This is a genomic window from Brachybacterium sp. Z12 (assembly GCF_014400405.1).
In the GTDB taxonomy this organism is placed as follows: domain Bacteria; phylum Actinomycetota; class Actinomycetes; order Actinomycetales; family Dermabacteraceae; genus Brachybacterium.
The window spans coordinates 3,370,731-3,386,790 of sequence record NZ_CP060496.1 but is presented as its reverse complement, the minus strand read 5'-3'; the positions used below and the strand labels follow the sequence as shown (position 1 = coordinate 3,386,790).

Annotated in this window: 14 protein-coding genes and 3 pseudogenes; 12 read left to right on the top strand and 5 right to left on the bottom strand. The window is 71.0% G+C overall.

Features of this window, described 5'->3' with window-relative positions; all coding sequences use genetic code 11:
* The first annotated feature begins 45 nt into the window (after window positions 1–45).
* Genes H3H54_RS17800 through H3H54_RS17785 form a run of 5 tightly spaced genes read left to right on the top strand, consistent with a single transcriptional unit; the run spans window position 46 to window position 2,465 of the window.
* A complete protein-coding gene (locus tag H3H54_RS17800; RefSeq protein ID WP_316249081.1) occupies window positions 46–1,194 on the top strand; it encodes a monovalent cation/H+ antiporter subunit D family protein in 1,149 nt (382 codons plus the stop codon).
* Window positions 1,170–1,451, top strand: coding sequence for a hypothetical protein (locus H3H54_RS19280; RefSeq protein ID WP_316249080.1), 282 nt, complete (start codon window positions 1,170–1,172; stop codon window positions 1,449–1,451). Before H3H54_RS17800 ends, H3H54_RS19280 begins: the two co-directional genes overlap by 25 nt.
* The gene (locus tag H3H54_RS17795; protein ID WP_262424905.1) at window positions 1,448–1,810 is read left to right on the top strand and encodes a Na+/H+ antiporter subunit E; all 363 of its coding nucleotides are present in this window, start codon (window positions 1,448–1,450) and stop codon (window positions 1,808–1,810) included. Before H3H54_RS19280 ends, H3H54_RS17795 begins: the two co-directional genes overlap by 4 nt.
* Window positions 1,807–2,061 carry a monovalent cation/H+ antiporter complex subunit F gene (locus H3H54_RS17790; RefSeq protein WP_262424904.1) on the top strand — a complete coding sequence of 85 codons (255 nt, stop codon included), beginning with the start codon at window positions 1,807–1,809 and terminating at the stop codon, window positions 2,059–2,061. Before H3H54_RS17795 ends, H3H54_RS17790 begins: the two co-directional genes overlap by 4 nt.
* Complete coding sequence (locus H3H54_RS17785) at window positions 2,058–2,465, top strand: monovalent cation/H(+) antiporter subunit G (protein WP_262424903.1); 408 nt, start codon at window positions 2,058–2,060, stop codon at window positions 2,463–2,465. The genes H3H54_RS17790 and H3H54_RS17785 overlap by 4 nt, the downstream gene beginning before the upstream one ends.
* A gap of 16 nt (window positions 2,466–2,481) precedes the next feature.
* Here the strand turns inward: H3H54_RS17785 and H3H54_RS17780 are convergent.
* Window positions 2,482–3,850: pseudogene (locus tag H3H54_RS17780) on the bottom strand (LLM class flavin-dependent oxidoreductase).
* Between the two features lie 120 nt (window positions 3,851–3,970).
* Between H3H54_RS17780 and H3H54_RS17775 the strand changes: the two are divergent.
* The 4 genes and pseudogenes from H3H54_RS17775 (at window position 3,971) to H3H54_RS17760 (ending at window position 9,449) form a co-directional block, all read left to right on the top strand.
* A pseudogene (locus H3H54_RS17775) lies at window positions 3,971–4,808 on the top strand (PhzF family phenazine biosynthesis protein).
* Between the two features lie 76 nt (window positions 4,809–4,884).
* Window positions 4,885–5,304, top strand: a complete 420-nt coding sequence (locus H3H54_RS17770) for a hypothetical protein (protein WP_262424902.1) — start codon at window positions 4,885–4,887, stop codon at window positions 5,302–5,304.
* A 182-nt stretch (window positions 5,305–5,486) separates the two neighbouring features.
* Window positions 5,487–7,532, top strand: a complete 2,046-nt coding sequence (locus H3H54_RS17765; protein ID WP_262424901.1) for a prolyl oligopeptidase family serine peptidase — start codon at window positions 5,487–5,489, stop codon at window positions 7,530–7,532.
* An 84-nt stretch (window positions 7,533–7,616) separates the two neighbouring features.
* Window positions 7,617–9,449: a serine hydrolase gene (locus tag H3H54_RS17760; RefSeq protein WP_262424900.1), complete on the top strand. Its 1,833-nt coding sequence runs from the start codon at window positions 7,617–7,619 to the stop codon at window positions 9,447–9,449.
* A 20-nt stretch (window positions 9,450–9,469) separates the two neighbouring features.
* Here the strand turns inward: H3H54_RS17760 and H3H54_RS17755 are convergent, their stop codons facing one another.
* Window positions 9,470–9,961 (bottom strand): glutathione peroxidase, encoded by a 492-nt coding sequence (locus H3H54_RS17755; protein ID WP_262424899.1) that lies wholly within the window; start codon window positions 9,959–9,961, stop codon window positions 9,470–9,472.
* Window positions 9,962–10,078: 117 nt separating this feature from the next.
* Here H3H54_RS17755 and H3H54_RS17750 point away from each other — a divergent pair.
* A pseudogene (locus tag H3H54_RS17750) lies at window positions 10,079–11,365 on the top strand (DUF222 domain-containing protein); the annotation flags it as partial.
* Window positions 11,366–11,636: 271 nt separating this feature from the next.
* Here H3H54_RS17750 and H3H54_RS17745 read toward each other — a convergent pair.
* Window positions 11,637–12,572: an aminoglycoside phosphotransferase family protein gene (locus H3H54_RS17745; RefSeq protein ID WP_262424898.1), complete on the bottom strand. Its 936-nt coding sequence runs from the start codon at window positions 12,570–12,572 to the stop codon at window positions 11,637–11,639.
* 297 nt (window positions 12,573–12,869) lie between these two features.
* On the opposite strand from H3H54_RS17745, the gene H3H54_RS17740 reads away from it, so the two are divergent.
* Together H3H54_RS17740 and H3H54_RS17735 are read left to right on the top strand one after the other, a co-directional pair.
* The gene (locus H3H54_RS17740; protein ID WP_262424897.1) at window positions 12,870–13,607 is read left to right on the top strand and encodes a glutamine amidotransferase; all 738 of its coding nucleotides are present in this window, start codon (window positions 12,870–12,872) and stop codon (window positions 13,605–13,607) included.
* A gap of 87 nt (window positions 13,608–13,694) precedes the next feature.
* Window positions 13,695–14,579 carry a GH25 family lysozyme gene (locus H3H54_RS17735; RefSeq protein ID WP_262424896.1) on the top strand — a complete coding sequence of 295 codons (885 nt, stop codon included), beginning with the start codon at window positions 13,695–13,697 and terminating at the stop codon, window positions 14,577–14,579.
* A gap of 7 nt (window positions 14,580–14,586) precedes the next feature.
* Here the strand turns inward: H3H54_RS17735 and H3H54_RS17730 are convergent, their stop codons facing one another.
* On the bottom strand, window positions 14,587–15,048 hold the full coding sequence (locus H3H54_RS17730; RefSeq protein ID WP_262424895.1) for a hypothetical protein: 462 nt from the start codon (window positions 15,046–15,048) through the stop codon (window positions 14,587–14,589).
* A 98-nt stretch (window positions 15,049–15,146) separates the two neighbouring features.
* A complete protein-coding gene (locus H3H54_RS17725) occupies window positions 15,147–15,953 on the bottom strand; it encodes a DsbA family protein (protein ID WP_262424894.1) in 807 nt (268 codons plus the stop codon).
* Between the last annotated feature and the right edge of the window lie 107 nt (window positions 15,954–16,060).

Here is a 16,060-nt window from a genome sequence, read left to right as displayed (position 1 = left end):
GGCATCACCGCCTTCGCACGCACACGCCGGCCCTGGACCGTCGTCGTGCTGCTGCTGGTGCAGACCGCGCAGCTGGTCGCGGCGACCCTGCTCGTGATCGAGACCGCCGACGGCAGCGTGCATGCACACCAGGTGGGCGGATGGATCCCCGGGATCGCGATCCCGTTCGCGGTCGACGCCTTCTCCGCCTTGATGCTCACTGTCGCCGGCGGACTCATCCTCGTGTGCACGCTGTTCGCGCTGCAGGTCGATGCAGGCCGTCACCGCTTCTACGCGCCGCTCGTGATGGTGCTCCAGGCGGGCGTCGTCGGTACCCTGCTGACCGCAGATGTGTTCAACATGTTCGTGTTCATCGAGGTCATGCTGCTGCCGACCTATGGTCTGCTGGTCCTGGCCGCACGCGGGCGCGGGACGCGCGCCTCGGTGGTCGGTTCGCGCCTGTACGTCACGTTCAACCTGTTCGTCTCGACCCTGTTCCTGGCCGGTGTCGCGATGATCTACGGCACGGCCGGCACCGTGAACCTCGGAGAGCTCGCGGGAGCGGCGAGCGAGGATCCGCTGGTGGCCGCCGCCGCCGGGGTGAGTCTCTTCGCCCTGTCGATGAAGGCCGCGGTGGTGCCCGTGCACGGCTGGCTGGCACGGGCCTACCCCTCGACGTCCCCAGCCATCACAGCGCTGATCTCCGGCCTGCACACCAAGGTCGCGATCTACGCCATCTACCGGCTCTACGCGGTGATCTTCGAGGGGGACGAGCGGTTCCTGTGGATCGGGATCCTGCTGTTCAGCGCCACCATGCTGATCGGTGTGCTGGGAGCCGTGGGCGAGGATCGGATGCGGTCGATCCTGGCATTCCACATGGTCAGCCAGATCGGCTACATCCTGCTGGGCGTCGCCCTGTTCACCCCGTTCGGCCTCACGGCCGGCATCGCCTACCTGCTGCACCACATGATCGTGAAGGCCTCCCTGTTCCTGTCCACCGGCGCGATCGAGGAGCGGTTCGGCACCGACAAGCTCTCGGAGCTCAAGGGCCGGATCGGTAAGGAGCCGTTGCTCGCGGTCGCCTTCGGCGCCGCCGCGATGTCCCTCGCGGGCCTGCCGCCCTTCTCCGGCTTCATCGCGAAGTTCTCCTCATCACCGCCACCTTCGAGGCGGGACAGATCGCTGCTGCGGTGGTCGCGCTGCTCGTCTCGCTGATCACTCTGCAGTCGATGCTGAAGATCTTCAACGGCGTCTTCTCGCCGACGATCAAGGGCCACCCCGCGCCCGCGGAGCCGTCGGCGACGGCGGTCCTGCCGCGTGCGACGCCTCTGGCCCTCACCGCTCCCGCCCTCGCCCTCGCCGCCGTCACCCTGACCCTCGGCCTCGGCGCCCAGGGCTTGCTGTCCCTGTCGGAGGTCGCTGCGGCGGGTCTGTACGACACCTCCGCGTACGTCGAGGCGGTGCTGCCGTGAACGCATCCCTGCTCACCCTCCCGTTCCGCCTGATCGGCTTCGCGCTGTGGTTCGCGAAGGAGATCGTGGTGTCCTCGCTCGCCGTGGTGCGCGATTCGCTCACCCCCGGGCACGCCTCCACTCCTCGGGTGGTCCGGATGGAGCTGGGCGAGGTCAGCGATCTGCACGTGGTGATGATCAGCATCCTCATCACGCTCACCCCGGGCACGCTGACGCTCGGGCAGCTCGGTGGAGGGACCGGGTTCCGCGAGATCCTGGTCCACTCGATGTACCACGAGGACGACGAGAGCGCCCTGGCGGATCTGCACGACATGGATCAGCGGATGACCCGCTCGATCACGATCGGAGGTCGCTCATGACTCCTCTCGACATCGCCATCGTGTGCATCGCCGCCGTGCTGCTGGCCTCGGTGTACCGGATCGTCGCGGGACCGACCGCCGCCGATCGCGCCGTCGCCGCGGATCTGCTCACCTTCAGTGTGGTGGGGATCCTGGTGCTCATCGGAGCGCGGTGGGAGCGCCTCGGCACGTTCGATCTCGTCCTGATCGCCACGCTGGTCTCGTTCCTCGCGGCCGTCTCCGCGCGGGGACTGATGGGAGGTCGACGATGAGTGTGCTGACCGTCATCGCGTATGTCCTGATCCTCGCCGGCGTGGTCGTCTTCGCCGGAGCCGGGGTGGGACTGCTGAAGTTCCGTGACACCTATATGCGTGCCTCCGCCGTCGGGACGGCTGCCGGCCTGGGCATCGCCCTGGTCACCATCGGGGCCGTGCTCACCATGCCCACCACCGCCAACCTGGTGAAAGCGGCCGTGGCCGTCGTGCTGCAGCTGGCCACCGCGGCGGTGGGCTCGACGATCATCGCGAGGGCGGCGGTGAACTCCGGTCACGCCTTCGCCCCCGGCACCAGCCTGATCGATCTGGACGAGGCCGATGCCAAGCTCGCCGGGATGCCGCTGACGGAGGAGAGCGGTCCGAGACCGAGCGGCGAGACGTCCGAGGGCTCGTCCGTCTAACGGACCGGTGGGGCGCTCAGCGTCGGTGCTTCGCGGCGGGGTGGTCCTCGCGCACGCGACGTTCGCCGACGCCGTGGAGCCGCTCGCGCACGGTGGTCGAGGCGTCGTAGTCCTCCCAATACCGGCCCCGGGCCTGCAGCTCGGGCACGACGTGCTCGATGAAGTCCTCGAAGGTGCCGGGGGTGATCGCGTAGGCGAGGTTGAAGCCGTCGATGTCGGCCTCCTCCATCCAATCCTCCAGCTGGTCGGAGACCGTCGCGGGGCCGCCCACGATCACCGGGCCCATCGCGCCGATGCCCACGAACCGGGCGACTTCGTGAGGGGTCCAGGTGCGCGTGGGGTCGGCCTTGGAGAAGATCTCCAGCGCGAAACGGGCGGAGTCGGTGTCGACGTACTCGAGCGGTTCGTGAGGATCGAGCTCGGAGAGGTCGATCCCGGTGATCCCTGCGTAGAACGCGAGCGCGCCTTCGTGATCGGTGTACTCGAGGTACTCGGCGTGCTTCGCCTCAGCCTCCGCATCGGTGGCGGCGGTGATGATCGTGATCTCGGTGAAGATCCTCAGGCTGCGGGGGTCGCGGCCGTTCTGCGCCGCCGAGTCGCGGATGTCGTCCACGTAACGGCGCAGGATCTGGGGGTGGGCGCCACCGTGAAGACTGCTTCCGCGTGCTTCGCGGCGAAGGCGCGGCCGCGACCGGAGGTGCCCGCCTGCCAGATCACCGGGGTGCGCTGGGGAGACGGCTCGGCGAGATGGATGCCCGGTACGGAGAAGTATTTGCCCTGGTGGCCGATGGGGTGCACCTTCTCGGGATCCGCGTAGACCTTGTTCTCCCGGTCCTCGATCACGGCGTCCTCCTCCCAGGACCCTTCCCAGAGCTGGTAGCAGACGTCGACGACCTCGTCGGCGAGGTCGTATCGCTCGTCGTGCGAGATCTGCGAGGCGAGTCCGAGATTGCGGGCCGCGCCGTCGAGATAGCTGGTGACGATGTTCCAGGCGATCCTTCCCTCGGTGAGGTGATCCAGGGCGCTGAAGCGTCGTGCGAGGGCATAGGGCTGTTCGTAGGTGGCGGAGACGGTGATCCCGAATCCGAGCTTCTCGGTCGCGGCGGCCATCGCCGATACCTGCATGAGCGGGTCATGGACGGGAACCTGCATGGCCCGGCGCACCGAGGCATCCGCCGAACCCTGGTAGGTGTCGTAGACGCCGAGCACGTCGGCGATGAAGAGGCCGTCGAACTTCCCCGCTCGAGCAGCTGGGCCAGGTCGGTCCAGTAGCTCAGCTTCTTGTAGTCCACCGAGCGGTCCTCGGGATGGGTCCACAGACCGGGCGACTGGTGCATGACGCAGGTCATGTCGAACGCGTTGAAGGCGATGCGCTGGCGGGACATGAGGCTCCTCGAATCGAAGGGAAGGTCCTGCGTCACGCTAGGGGCGGGCGCGCCGCAGGGCACGGGTGATGGCGGAGTATGACGCTGCGTGATCTCGCCGGTGCACGGCAGGATGACTCCATGCCGACACCCCCGCGCCGCCGCTTCGCCCAGCTCGACGTCTTCTCGGGCCGCCCCCACCGAGGCAATCCGCTCGCCGTGGTGCTTGAGGCCGACGGGCTCGACGACCAGGACATGCAGCGGATCGCCGCCTGGACGAACCTCTCCGAGACCACCTTCCTGCTGCCGCCGACGCAGCCCGGCGCCGACTACCGGGTGCGGATCTTCACCCCCCGAGGAGCTGCCCTTCGCCGGCCATCCCACGCTCGGCACGGCCCGGGCCTGGCTCGAGGCCGGCGGGGAGAGCGCGGGGGAGCGGATCGTGCAGGAGTGCGCGGCAGGGCTGATCCAGGTGCGGCGCGACGGGGACCGGCTGGCCTTCGCCGCCCCGCTGCTGCGACGCAGCGGAGCGCTCGAGGAGGCCGACGTGGAGGCGATCGCCGTCGCGCTCGGCATCGCACGGGCCGACGTGCTCGGACACTCCTGGGCCGACAACGGCCCGGGCTGGCAGGTGGTCGAGCTGGGCTCGGCCGGGCAGGTGCTCGCCCTGCGACCCGATGCCGCGGCGCTCGGGGCGCGGAAGGTCGGAGTGATGGGCCGGCATGAGGGGGCCGACGGCCCGCGATACGAGGTGCGGGCCTTCGCACCCGCGGGCGTCGAGGATCCGGTCACCGGCAGCCTGAACGCCGGGATCGCCCAATGGCTGACTGCGCGCGACGAGGCGCCGGAGCGGTGGACCGCCGCTCAGGGCACGGTGCTCGGGCGCGAGGGACGGATCCACCTGGAGCGCGAGGCGGACGGGACGATCTGGGTGGGCGGGGACACGGTGGTGACGATCGAGGGGACGATCCTGGTGTGACGGGTGGGGAGCGCCGCGCCGGCGGCGGCTGTCCACAGAGCTCCCGCCAGCGCTGCATCCCACATACGCTGGCCTCATGGTGACCACACTCCCGTACGGCTCCTGGCCCTCGCCCATCACCGCTGAGCTCCTCGCGACCGGCGGCACGCAGCTGGGCGGTCCGCGCCTGGTCGGCGACTCCGTGTGGTGGACGGAGGGCATCGCCACCGAGGGCGGGCGGCAGGCGATCGTCCGCACCGCCGGCCCGGTCCCGCTCCCGCAGCCCTGGGACGGCACCGCCCTCGACGGCACGGACGCGCACGCCCCCGCCGATCCGGTCACGGTGCTGCCCGCCCCCTTCAACGCCCGTTCGCGCGTGCACGAATACGGCGGTGCGAGCTGGACCGTGGTGACCGGCGCCGACGAGGCCCCGGCCGGAACCCCGCTGGTGGTCTTCGTGAACTTCGAGGACCAGCGGGTCTACGCCCTGGTCGAGGGGAGCAGCCGCGCGTTCTGACCCCCGTCGGCCCTGAGATCGACTCCGCCCAGGGCCCGTCGCTCCGCTGGGCCGATCCCACGCCGGTCACCCTCCCGGGTGGCAGGACCGAGATCTGGTGGATCTGCGAGGACCACACCCGCGCAGCGCCGGGGACCGACGACGCCGACGGTGCCCCGCACATCGAGCGGTACGTCGCCGCGGTGCCGCTGGACGGCTCCGCCGCCGAGGATCCTTCTGCCCTGCGCCGGGTCACCCCGTCGGCCCGATTCGTCGCCCACCCGCGCGTCAGCCCGCGCGGCGACCTGCTGGCCTGGATCAGCTGGGAGCATCCGCAGATGCCGTGGGACGGCACCGAGCTGCACCTCGCCCCGCTGCTGGACGGCAGCGCCGGGGAGGGCGAGATCATCGCCGGCAGCACCGACACCTCGGTGCTGCAGCCCGAATGGCTCGACGATCAGCGCTTCATGTTCCTCTCTGATGCCTCCGGCTGGTGGAACCCGTGGGTGTTCTCGGCCGACGGCGGCACCCGCCAGGTGCTCGAGCTGGACCAGGAGTTCGCCGGCGCGATGTGGGCGCTCGGCACCACCTGGTACCAGGTGCTCGACGCCGACCGCGCCCTGGTGCAGCACGGACGGGCCGCGACCTCCCTGTCCGTGCTGCAGCTCAGCACCGGGGAGCTGACCGGGCTCGACTGCCCGCTCACCCAGATCTCCGCCGCCGAGCTGCGGGCCGACGGGCTGCTCGTGCTCGCCGGCGCCTCCCCGACCCGGTTCGCGGCGATCCACACAGCTCACCTCGACCTCGGTGCCACGGGCTCGTCGGACGCCGCGCCGTCCCTCTCGCCGCTGTCCCCGCTGCGCTCCTCGCGCAGCGACGCCCCCGACCCCGGGCTGCTGCCCGAGGCGGAGAGCATCGAGGTGCCGCTGCCGGGCGGCGGCGTGGTCCACGCGATCGTCCACCGTCCCCGCCAGACGGGCATCGCCGGCCGGGAAGGTGACCTGCCGCCCTTCATCGCGCAGGTCCACGGCGGACCCACCGCGCACGTCCCGCCGGTGCTGTCGCTGCCGATCGCGTATTACACCTCCCGCGGCCTCGGTGTGGTGGTCGTCAACTACGGAGGCTCCACCGGCTACGGCCGCGAATACCGCGACCGCCTGCGCGGGCAGTGGGGCGTGGTCGACGTGCAGGACACGGTCGCCGTGATGGAGCACCTGGTCGCCGAGGGCATCGCCGACGGGCAGCGCCTGGCGATCGAGGGCGGCAGTGCCGGAGGTTGGACCACGCTCGCCTGCCTGACCCGCACCGATGCCTTCGCCGCGGGCGTCTCCAGCTACGGCGTGGCCGAGCTCGAGCAGTTCCGGCTGGACACCCACGATTTCGAATCCCGCTACATCGACGGGCTCGTCGGCCCCTATCCGGAGCGACGCGACCTCTACGTCGAGCGGGCCCCGCTCAGCCATGTGGACGAGCTCGAGGTGCCGGTGCTCCTGCTCCAGGGCGAGGAGGACAGGATCGTCCCGCCCAGCCAGTCGGAGCTGTTCCGTGATGCGCTCGCCGCCAAGGGCATCCCCCATGCCTACCTCCTGTTCGAGGGGAGCAGCACGGCTTCCGCCGGGCGGAGTCCATCGTCCGCGCCACCGAGGCGTCGCTATCGTTCTACGGCCAGGTGCTCGGCTTCAGCCCCGCCTGCGTCCCGGTGCTCGAGCTGCAGCGGGGCGCGGATCCTCGATGAACACGGCGGCGAAGGCACGGTGCACCCCGCAGATCAGCCGCTCAAGCCCGCGGTCGCGCTGGTGAGCACCTCGCTGCTGATGGTGCTCGCGCTGGGCGGCACCTACCTGCTGTCGCTCCTGGCCGCCGAGGTCGCCGACGATCCGCTGACGGCCGGTCAGATCGCGCCGCAGCTGCTGGTGACGGCCGTGCTCGCGCTCGCGCTCGTGGTGGCCATGCTCGGCCTCGCGTCCTTCGTGCTCGCCGTCGTGGTGCTGGCCAAGGGAGGCGGGAAGCTCCGCCTCGGCGCCGCGCTGATGGTCGCCGCGGCCCTCCTCGGGTTCGTCTTCTCCTTCAGCGTCTCCGGGAACGTCTCACAGATGCCTGATGCGGCCGTCGCCGTGTCCAACGTCTTCTCGGTCCTCGAGGTGGTCCTCGAGGTGTTCCGCGCCATCGTGATGATCGCCGGGATCGTGCTCCTGGTGCTCGGGATCCGTCAGGTGCGCCGGGAGCGGGCGGAACTCGCACCGGGCTGACGCCGCGGTGTGACGCTTGCCACAGCGGGGTCGGCTCGTTACGGTGGTCCGCGGCGCTGGTCGCCACCGAAGCGAAGGAGCCTCATGGATCCCCGAATCACCCGTCGGACCGGACTGACCGCGACAGCGCTCGCCGCCGCAGGCGCCGTCGGCCTCCCCGCCGCCGCGCACGCGCAGGGCGACCCCGCGCCGCGCAAGGCCCGCCCCTCCTCCCTCTCGGCCCGCTCCGCCCCGAGCTGGCGACCCGGAGGCCCGCACCGTCACCCCTGGGACCGACGCGGCTCCGGCAGGACGCTGGAGGAGAAGCCGCCGGGCGCCGTGGGCCTCGATGCCGAGATGCTCGACGAGCTGCCGGGCATCCTCCGTGCGGGACTCGACTTCGACCCGCCCCGCTTCTCCGGCGCCTCGCTGCTGGTCGCCTCGCAGGCGGGGATCGCTTACGAGCACGCCGACGGCCATGCGCTGCGCTGGCAGGACGCCTCCACCGAGCTGCCCGAGGACCAGTGGATCCCCGCGCGCGCCGACACGATCTACGACCTCGCCTCGATCTCGAAGATCTTCACCGCGACGGCGGTGATGCAGCTCGTCGAACAGGGAGCGCTGGGGCTCGAGGATCTCGTGGCCGATCATCTGCCGCGCTTCGCCGAGAACGGCAAGGGCGAGGTCACCGTCCAGCACCTGCTCACCCACGTCGGCGGGCTCCCGCCCTTCATCAACCTCTATTCCGCCCATCCGGACATTCCCTCTCGCCTTGATGCCGTGCTCACGGTCGAGCCGGTCACGCCTCCGGGCACCGAGTACGTGTACTCCGACCTGGGGCTGATCACGCTCGGGCTGATCGTCGAGAAGCTCTCCGGGCTGGGCCTGGACGAGTACGTGCGCGAGCACATCACCGCCCCGCTGGGGATGACCGAGACGATGTACAACCCGCCCGCGGAGCTGAAGGACCGGATCGCCGCGACCGAGTACGTGGACTATTACGGGTACCTCGTGCACGGCCACGTCCACGACGAGAACGCCTACTCGCTCGGCGGGGTGGCTGGGCATGCGGGAGTGTTCTCCACCGCCCGGGACCTCGCGGTCTTCGCCCAGATGTTCCTGGGCGGCGGCCGCTACGGCGAGGCACGGATCCTCCAGGCCGGCACCGTCGAGGATATGTTCACCGATCGCATCGCCGAGGTGACCGGGGTGGGCGGCGCTCGCCGTGGGCTCGGTCCGGAGCTCGAGGCCTGGTACTACCATTCCGGGCTGACCAGCCCCTACAGCGGCACCCACACCGGCTTCACCGGCACCTCGCTGGTCATCGACCCGCTCACCGACACGATCGTCATCATGCTCACGAACTCGGTGCACCCCACCCGCGAGTGGTCCACCACCTCGGTCACCCGGCGCGAGGTCTCCACCTGCGTGGCCCATGCGCTCGGCCTCGTCCCGAAGGAGCTCCGGGACGGCTGGTACGCGGGCGGCGAGGACGAGACCACGGCGACGCTCGGCGTGGCGATCGACCTCGACGGGCGCGGTGCTCCGGAGCTGCGTGTGGATCTTTTCGCCCACCTCGAGACCGCCTACGACGTGCTCACGATCGAGGCCTCCGCCGACCAGGGGGAGACCTGGTCCCCGCTCGCCGGCCACCTCGAGGCGAAGCACCAGGAGCCGGTGGAGATTCCCGAGGGGCAGATCACCGGTTGGGGGCGCAGGGTGGCCTGGACCGGCGTGTTCGCTCTGATGGACGGGGACGAGGCGCTAGAGGGTGAGGTGCAGATCCGGCTCGCGTTGACCACGGACGCCGCGACCCGGGGGCTCGGCGCCTGGGTGGGGCGGATCCGGGTGCTGGAGGGCCGACGGGAGCTCTTCGACACCGACCGCGACGCGGACCGCGAGCAGGTCCTCGCCGAGGGCTGGAGCCGCGAGGGCTGAGCCCCCAGCGCGCTGAGTCCTCAGCGCTGCGCTGCGAGCGCCGCCTCGATCTCGTCGGCGAGCTCTGACGGCTCGGTCTGCGGGGCGAAGCGGCGCAGCACGGTGCCGTCGCGGCCCAGCAGGAACTTCGCGAAGTTCCACTCGATCGGGCCGGCGGGGATCTCCTCGCCGTGGGCACCGGTGAGCCACTGGAACAGCGGGTGTGCGTCCTCGCCGTTGACCTCCACCTTCGAGAACATCGGGAAGGTGACCCCGTAGTTCACCTGGCAGAACTCGGCGATCTCGGCCTCGGTGCCGGGCTCCTGGTGCATGAACTGGTCGCAGGGGAAGCCGAGCACGGCCAGGCCCTGGGTACCGAAGCGCTCATGAAGTGCCTGCAGGCCCGCGTACTGCGGAGTGAGTCCGCACTTGCTGGCGGTGTTGACCACGAGGACCACGGAGCCGAGGTGCTCGGAGAGCTGCTGCTCCTGGCCGGCAAGGGTGGTGGCGGAGAAGTCGGCGAGTGTCGTCATGGCCCCATTGTGGCGCGGCGCAGCTGATCGGGGGCGACCGTTCCTCCACAGCGCCGGCAGATCCACATTCCCGGACTCTCTCTTTTCATCATTCCCACCTGCGGGAACGATGGAGACATGACCACCGCGCCGCACGTGCAGGAGCCTGGGGGAGTGTTCTCCCCGCAGGAGTACCTGGCTGCGCTCCGACAAGCCGGCCCGGCCGCCGTCGCCGAGGCGCTGGGAGAGCTCGGGCACCTGCTCCAGGAGATCGCCGGGGATCCAGGCACCGCCTTCGATCTCGAAGGTGCGGCGCGAGGCGACTTCTCGGCCCTGCTGGGGAACCTGCGCACCTGCTGCGCGGCGCTGGACTCGCTGGAAGCGCACGCCGTGATCGCGCTGCGGGATGCCACCCGCCGCGACCGCCACGCAGCCGCTCGCGACAGAGCCGCCCACGAGCGCGCCGCGGAGCCGTCCCGCTCCAGGACTGACGAGGAGGCCGACAGCGCGACCACTGCGGACATCTCCCTCATCACGCGCCGTTCCCCGCACCTGGCCGGCCGCACCCTGGCCTCCGCCCAGCGTCTGCTCGACGTCCTGCCGCGGATGATGGAGGCGCTCCGCACCGGCCGGATCAGCAGCGATGTCGCCTACGCCGTGGCCGGTGCGGTCTCGGTGCTCGATCCGGACCTCGCCCGCGCGGTGGATCGCGAGCTCGACGCGAGGCTCCCGGAGCTCGACGGCGCAGGCACCCGACGCTGGCGGGACGCCGTGGCCAGCCTCGCAGGCGAGCTCGATCCCGAGGGTGCCACCCTCCGGCACCGCCGCGCTCTGCGGGAACGCCATGTCACCCTCATTCCTGGGCAGAACGGGATGGCCACTGTCTCCGCGCGGCTCGGCGCGATCGATGCCCGCCGGATCCACAAACGGCTCTCGCTCGAGGCGGAGCGCCAACGTGCCGCAGGAGCCCGCGAGGGCCACGGCGCCGCGATGGCCGACGCCTTCGTGGGCACCCTGCTCGGGCCGGGCGACGGGACCGCCGAGCCGGGCACTCTCGACATCGGCCTGATCATCACCGACCGCGCCCTGTTCCGGCCTGACTCCGGGGACACCGCGCATCTCGAGGGATACGGCCCCGTCCCCGTCGAGGCGGTGCGCTCACAGCTGCGCGCCGCCCTCGCCGAGCCCGAGGACCCGGCCGCTGATCCCTACGGGCCTGAGGGCCCTGCGGTGCGGGCGACGATCCGCCGCCTCTACGCCCATCCCACCGTCGGCGAGCTGGTCGCGATGGACTCGACCGCTCGTGAGTTCCCGCCGGCCATGAAACGGTTCCTCAGCTGGCGCGACACCACGTGCCGCGGACCGTACTGCAACGCCGCTGTACGGCAGAGCGACCACATCCTCCCCGTCTCGCGCGGCGGGCCCACCAGCCTCGACAACGGCGAGGGCCTGTGTGCGCACTGCAATAAGAAGGAGATATCGACCGCGAGCGTCGAGAGGGTCGACGAACCGGGGCTGCCCGGGCACCATGTGCGGTGGACTGGCCACTCGGGAGTCAGCCGGGTCACGAGCCCCACGCCGCTCGTCTGGACTCAGCGGCCCGGGGGCGAGGATGACGCTGGCGACGAGCCCACCGTCGAGCCCACTGACGAGCCCACCGGCGAGCCCACCGACGAGCCTGCGGAGCCTCAGCGGCTCACGCGACCCCGGCGTCGGACAGCTTCCGCGCCGCCTCGGCCGCGCCGTCGAGCACTCCGGCCTCCTGGACGCAGCGAGCCAGCAGCCACTGACGCAGCCGCTGCGGATCGAGACCGGCGAGCTCTGCCATCCGGTCGGCGAACGCCACGGGCTGAGCCCGCAGACGATCCGGATCATTGAACATGTGCTGCAGCAGGTCATAGTGCGGGTCGCCCACGTACGGCTTCGGATCGATGAGCACCCAGCGCCGTCCGTCCGGGCTCCCGAACGCGCCCTCGGCGGCGAGCACGTTGCCCGGATGGAGATCGGTCGCCAGCAGCACCGCCTCACCGTCCCACTGCCGCGGAAGCTCACGGAACAGCTGCAGACCATGCGTCACCAGGTCCGGGGGCAGCGGGGAGAGTCCGGTCTCGGCACGCTCCTGCGCCGAGTCGGCCCACCACGCGCACATCTGCGAGAGCGGACGGAACTCCTCGGCCGCCTCGGCACCCGCCAGCTCGCGGGGCGGAGCCCACAGCCTGCGTGCTACGGCGGCGACGACTGCATCCCGCTCCGGCCAGCTCAGCAGCTCCGCAAGGGGCGTCCCGGGCCGCACCCGATCCAGTAACAGCGCAGTGGTCTCGCCGCGCCGCTGGCTGCGATGGACCCGTGCCGCACCACGCCCCTGCCACGCCGTCATCCCCGCAGCCTCGTCACGCGCCTCGTCATGGGACCACGCGACCTTCAGCACCCGCTCTCCGCCGCCGGCATCGCGCACCGGCGCTACCCAGGCGCAGGAACCGCCGGGTTCGAACGGTGCCGAAGCCTCCAGCTCCCAGCGCTCGAGCAGCTCCTCCACCAGCGCGGGCAGCTCCTGGAGCCAGGCCCTCACCCCGGCGTCGTCGCTGCCTGCCAGCAGCGACGGCAGCGGATACCCGGCGACCAGGCCGTTCATGAGACCGCCTCCGAGTGCGGGGCGGAGCGCGGACCAGACGGCTGGCCGGAGGGCGAGCCAGAGCGCGGACCGGGGCCGGAGCGCGCGCCGGGATCCGCAGCCGCTGCAGCACCGCCGGGTCCTCGCAGCGCAGCGCGCCCTTGCCGCATGAGTTGCACAGGGGCATTGTGCCAGCGCATTGAGGGAACGCACGGGCGGCCGCTGTGGTCCGGCCTCGCCATGCGGAGCGACGTCGGCGCACCCACACCGGCCACAGCTGGGCAGGAACGCTCGGGCAGGGCCGTTAGCATCACCCTCGTGAAACCGTTCGTGCAGATCGCCACCCGCCCCGAGGACGACGTCGCCGCCACCGAGCGCGCCGCCGTGCTCGACTTCACCGGACTCGCTGAGGACGAGCTGATCTGGGCGCGCCTGGATCGCGACCCTTTCCCCGACCTGCGGGCCGAGGACATCTCCGGGATCATCCTGTGCGGCAGCCCCTTCACGGTCTCCGATCCGGTCCCGGACAAGTCCGCGGAGCAGGTGCGTGCCGAGAAGGAGATCTTCCGGGTCCTCGACCAGGTGGTCGAGCACGACATCCCCTTCCTCGGCGCCTGCTACGGCATCGGCACCCTCGGCACCCATCAGGGCGCCCTGATCGACAAGGTCTACGGGGAGCCGCTGGGCGCCGTGGAGATCACCCTCACCGAGGCTGGGCAGCAGGACCCGCTGACCCGCGAGGCGCAGCTGCCGCAGACCTTCACCGGACTGGTCGGGCACAAGGAAGCGGTGAACACCCTGCCTTCGCACGCGACGGTGCTCGCCTCCGGGAAGAGCTCGCCGGTGCAGATGTTCCGCGTCGGCACCCGTCAGTACGCCACCCAGTTCCATCCCGAGCTGGACGTCCCCTCGATCATCGAGCGGGCCCGCGCCTACCGCGACCACGGCTACTTCTCCCCGGACGAGATGGAGGACGTGTTCGCCGCGCTGGAGCACGAGGTCGCCGATCAGCCGCCCCGGCTGCTGCGCGCCTTCGCCACCCTGTTCGCCCGCTGAGCCGTGCAGCACCCGATCTGGGCCCGTCACTCCCGGAACGGCACGTCATCCCACCTCTGAGGGGCCTCCTCCGGTACCGTCCGCACCGTGCCCCGATTCACACCTGAGCAGGTCCGACGCCGTCAGCTCGTCGCAGGCGCGCTCGCGCTCGTCCTGCTCCTGGTGATCGGAGGTTGCACCGCCTCGCTCATCGGGGCCCTGCGCGGAGGCGATGACCAGCAGTCCCTGACCGATCCCGCCCCGTTCCGGGCCGATGACGCCGCGATGAGCGCGAGCAGCACCCCGGAAGGCGCCGCAGCCCTGGCGAACCTCCCCGAGGGGGTCGAGCTCACCCCGGATGAGGTGATGGGCATCGATGTCTCCAGTTATCAGAAGGACATCGACTGGGAGCAGGTCGCCGGCGACGGCTACGGCTTCGCCTACATCAAAGCCACCGAGGGCTCCGGGTTCGCCGACACCCACTTCCGGCAGAACTGGGACGGGGCCCGGGCCGCGGGCCTGACCCCGGGCGCCTACCACTACTTCACCCTGTGCTCACCCGGTGAGGATCAGGCCGCGGATTTCCTCGCAGCCGCCCCGCCGGAGGACTCCGCACTGCCTCCGGCGCTCGACCTCGAGTTCGACGGCGCCTGCGAGGACCGACCCGAGGCCGACCACGCGCAGGCCGAGATCGACGCCTTCACCGCTGCGGTGGAGGAGGCATGGGGCCGTCGGGTGGCCGTCTACTCGTCCTCCGAATGGCGCGAGCACTACGGGCTGCCGGTCTCGGACGGTCGCCCGGACTGGCTGTTCTCCCAGGGGAAGCGGCCGGTGCAGGAGGACTGGGCGGTGTGGCAGCTGCGTTTCGACGGCACCGTCTCGGGCATCTCCGGCGGGGTCGACATCGACGTCGCCCGGATCGAGGTGCTGCGCGAGCATGCCGAGATCGCGGAGGGCGAGGGCGCGATCACGCACGCCGCCGCCGAGGGCTGAGCAGGGCTCAGCCGGGGATGTCCTGCGGCCTGTCGCCCTCCCTCGCGTAGGCCTGGACCAGAGCGTCCAGCACCGCGTCCCAGTGCTCGATCAGCGCCTGCCGCTCGGCGGCGCCCAGCAGCCGTTCCTGATGGAGCTCGATCAGGGTGCATCCCGGCGCGGCATCGGGCGGATCCTGCAGCGTCACCTGGAAGACGGTCTCGTGGTCGAGGGCCAGCGGAGTCCAACGCACCCGAACCCGTCGGCCCACGTGACAGCCGATCACCCGCCCACGCACCCGGTCCTGGCCGCGCAGCGGCGCCCCGACCATCTGCGGCACTGACTCCACCCCGAGCCACTGGGGGAGCCATTCGGCGAGCAGGCGGCGCCAGACGTCCTCGGTGGAGGCGGGCAGGGTGCGGTGGAGCGCGAGCTCCCACCCGGCATCGTGGGTGAGGCCGACGGGGGACTGCCAGGTCTCGGTGCGCATAGGGCCACCGTAGGCTCGGATCCGGGGCGTGCCGAGGGGATCCCCGAGCTGTCCTCAGGTGTTCTCCGCGGCGTCGCCGACTGGCCACCCAGGCACGCTCAGGCCTCCTCGATCGCCTGCTTCAAGGTGCCGGACCTGCCCATGTCCCCGGTGAACGGCTGACCGTCGATCAGCACCGCCGGGGTGCCCGAGACGGCCTCCCGCGCCTCCGGCTCGACGACCTCCTGGAGCCAGGCGTGGTACTCGCCGTCGGTGAAGCAGTCGCCGATATCGAGCCCCGTCGCCTCGCTGACGATGTAGATGATCTCGTGATCGGGCAGCCCCTCGTCCCCGGGCTGCTTCTCGAACAGCGCGATCTCCGCTGGGAACCACTTCTCCGGGTTCTCGGCGTAGGCGCAGACCGCGGCGTTCGCCGCCCGGCTCGAGTACCCGGGCGGGGTGGAGGTGTCGTCCAGCATGGGCCGCGGATGCACCCCAAAGGTGATCTTGTTCTGGAGCGCCAGCCCGACGAGGTCATCGCCGTGGACGCGCTGGAAGTCCTTGCAGGGCGGGCAGAGGAAGTCGCGGTACACGTCCACCACCGGGCCGTCCTCGCTCGAGCTCAGCTCGAGGTAGGGCTGGCCCTCGGCGACGCCGGGAGGCAGGACCAGCTCCCCGGAGGGCGGATCGTCCTCGGTCGGGGTGGCGGTGGCGGGATCGGTCTCGATGGGATCCGTCTCGACAGGATCAGTCTCGACTGGATCTGCCTCGACGGGGCCGGCGGTCCGGGTCGGGCCCGATCCGCCGTCGCGGTACACCAGGACGCCGACGGTCACGGAGATCACCAGCAGGACCACCAGCGCCAGACAGGCCACAGCGCCACCGATGACCAGCATCAACGGGGTACGGGAGCTGCGTGCGTTCATGGCCACCTCGGGGCAGGAGCAGCGACGGATCCGCGACCACGCCTCGGCCCCGGGAGATCTGAGCATACCGACGTGCTCCCGCAGGGCATGCTGGGGCCATGGCAGAG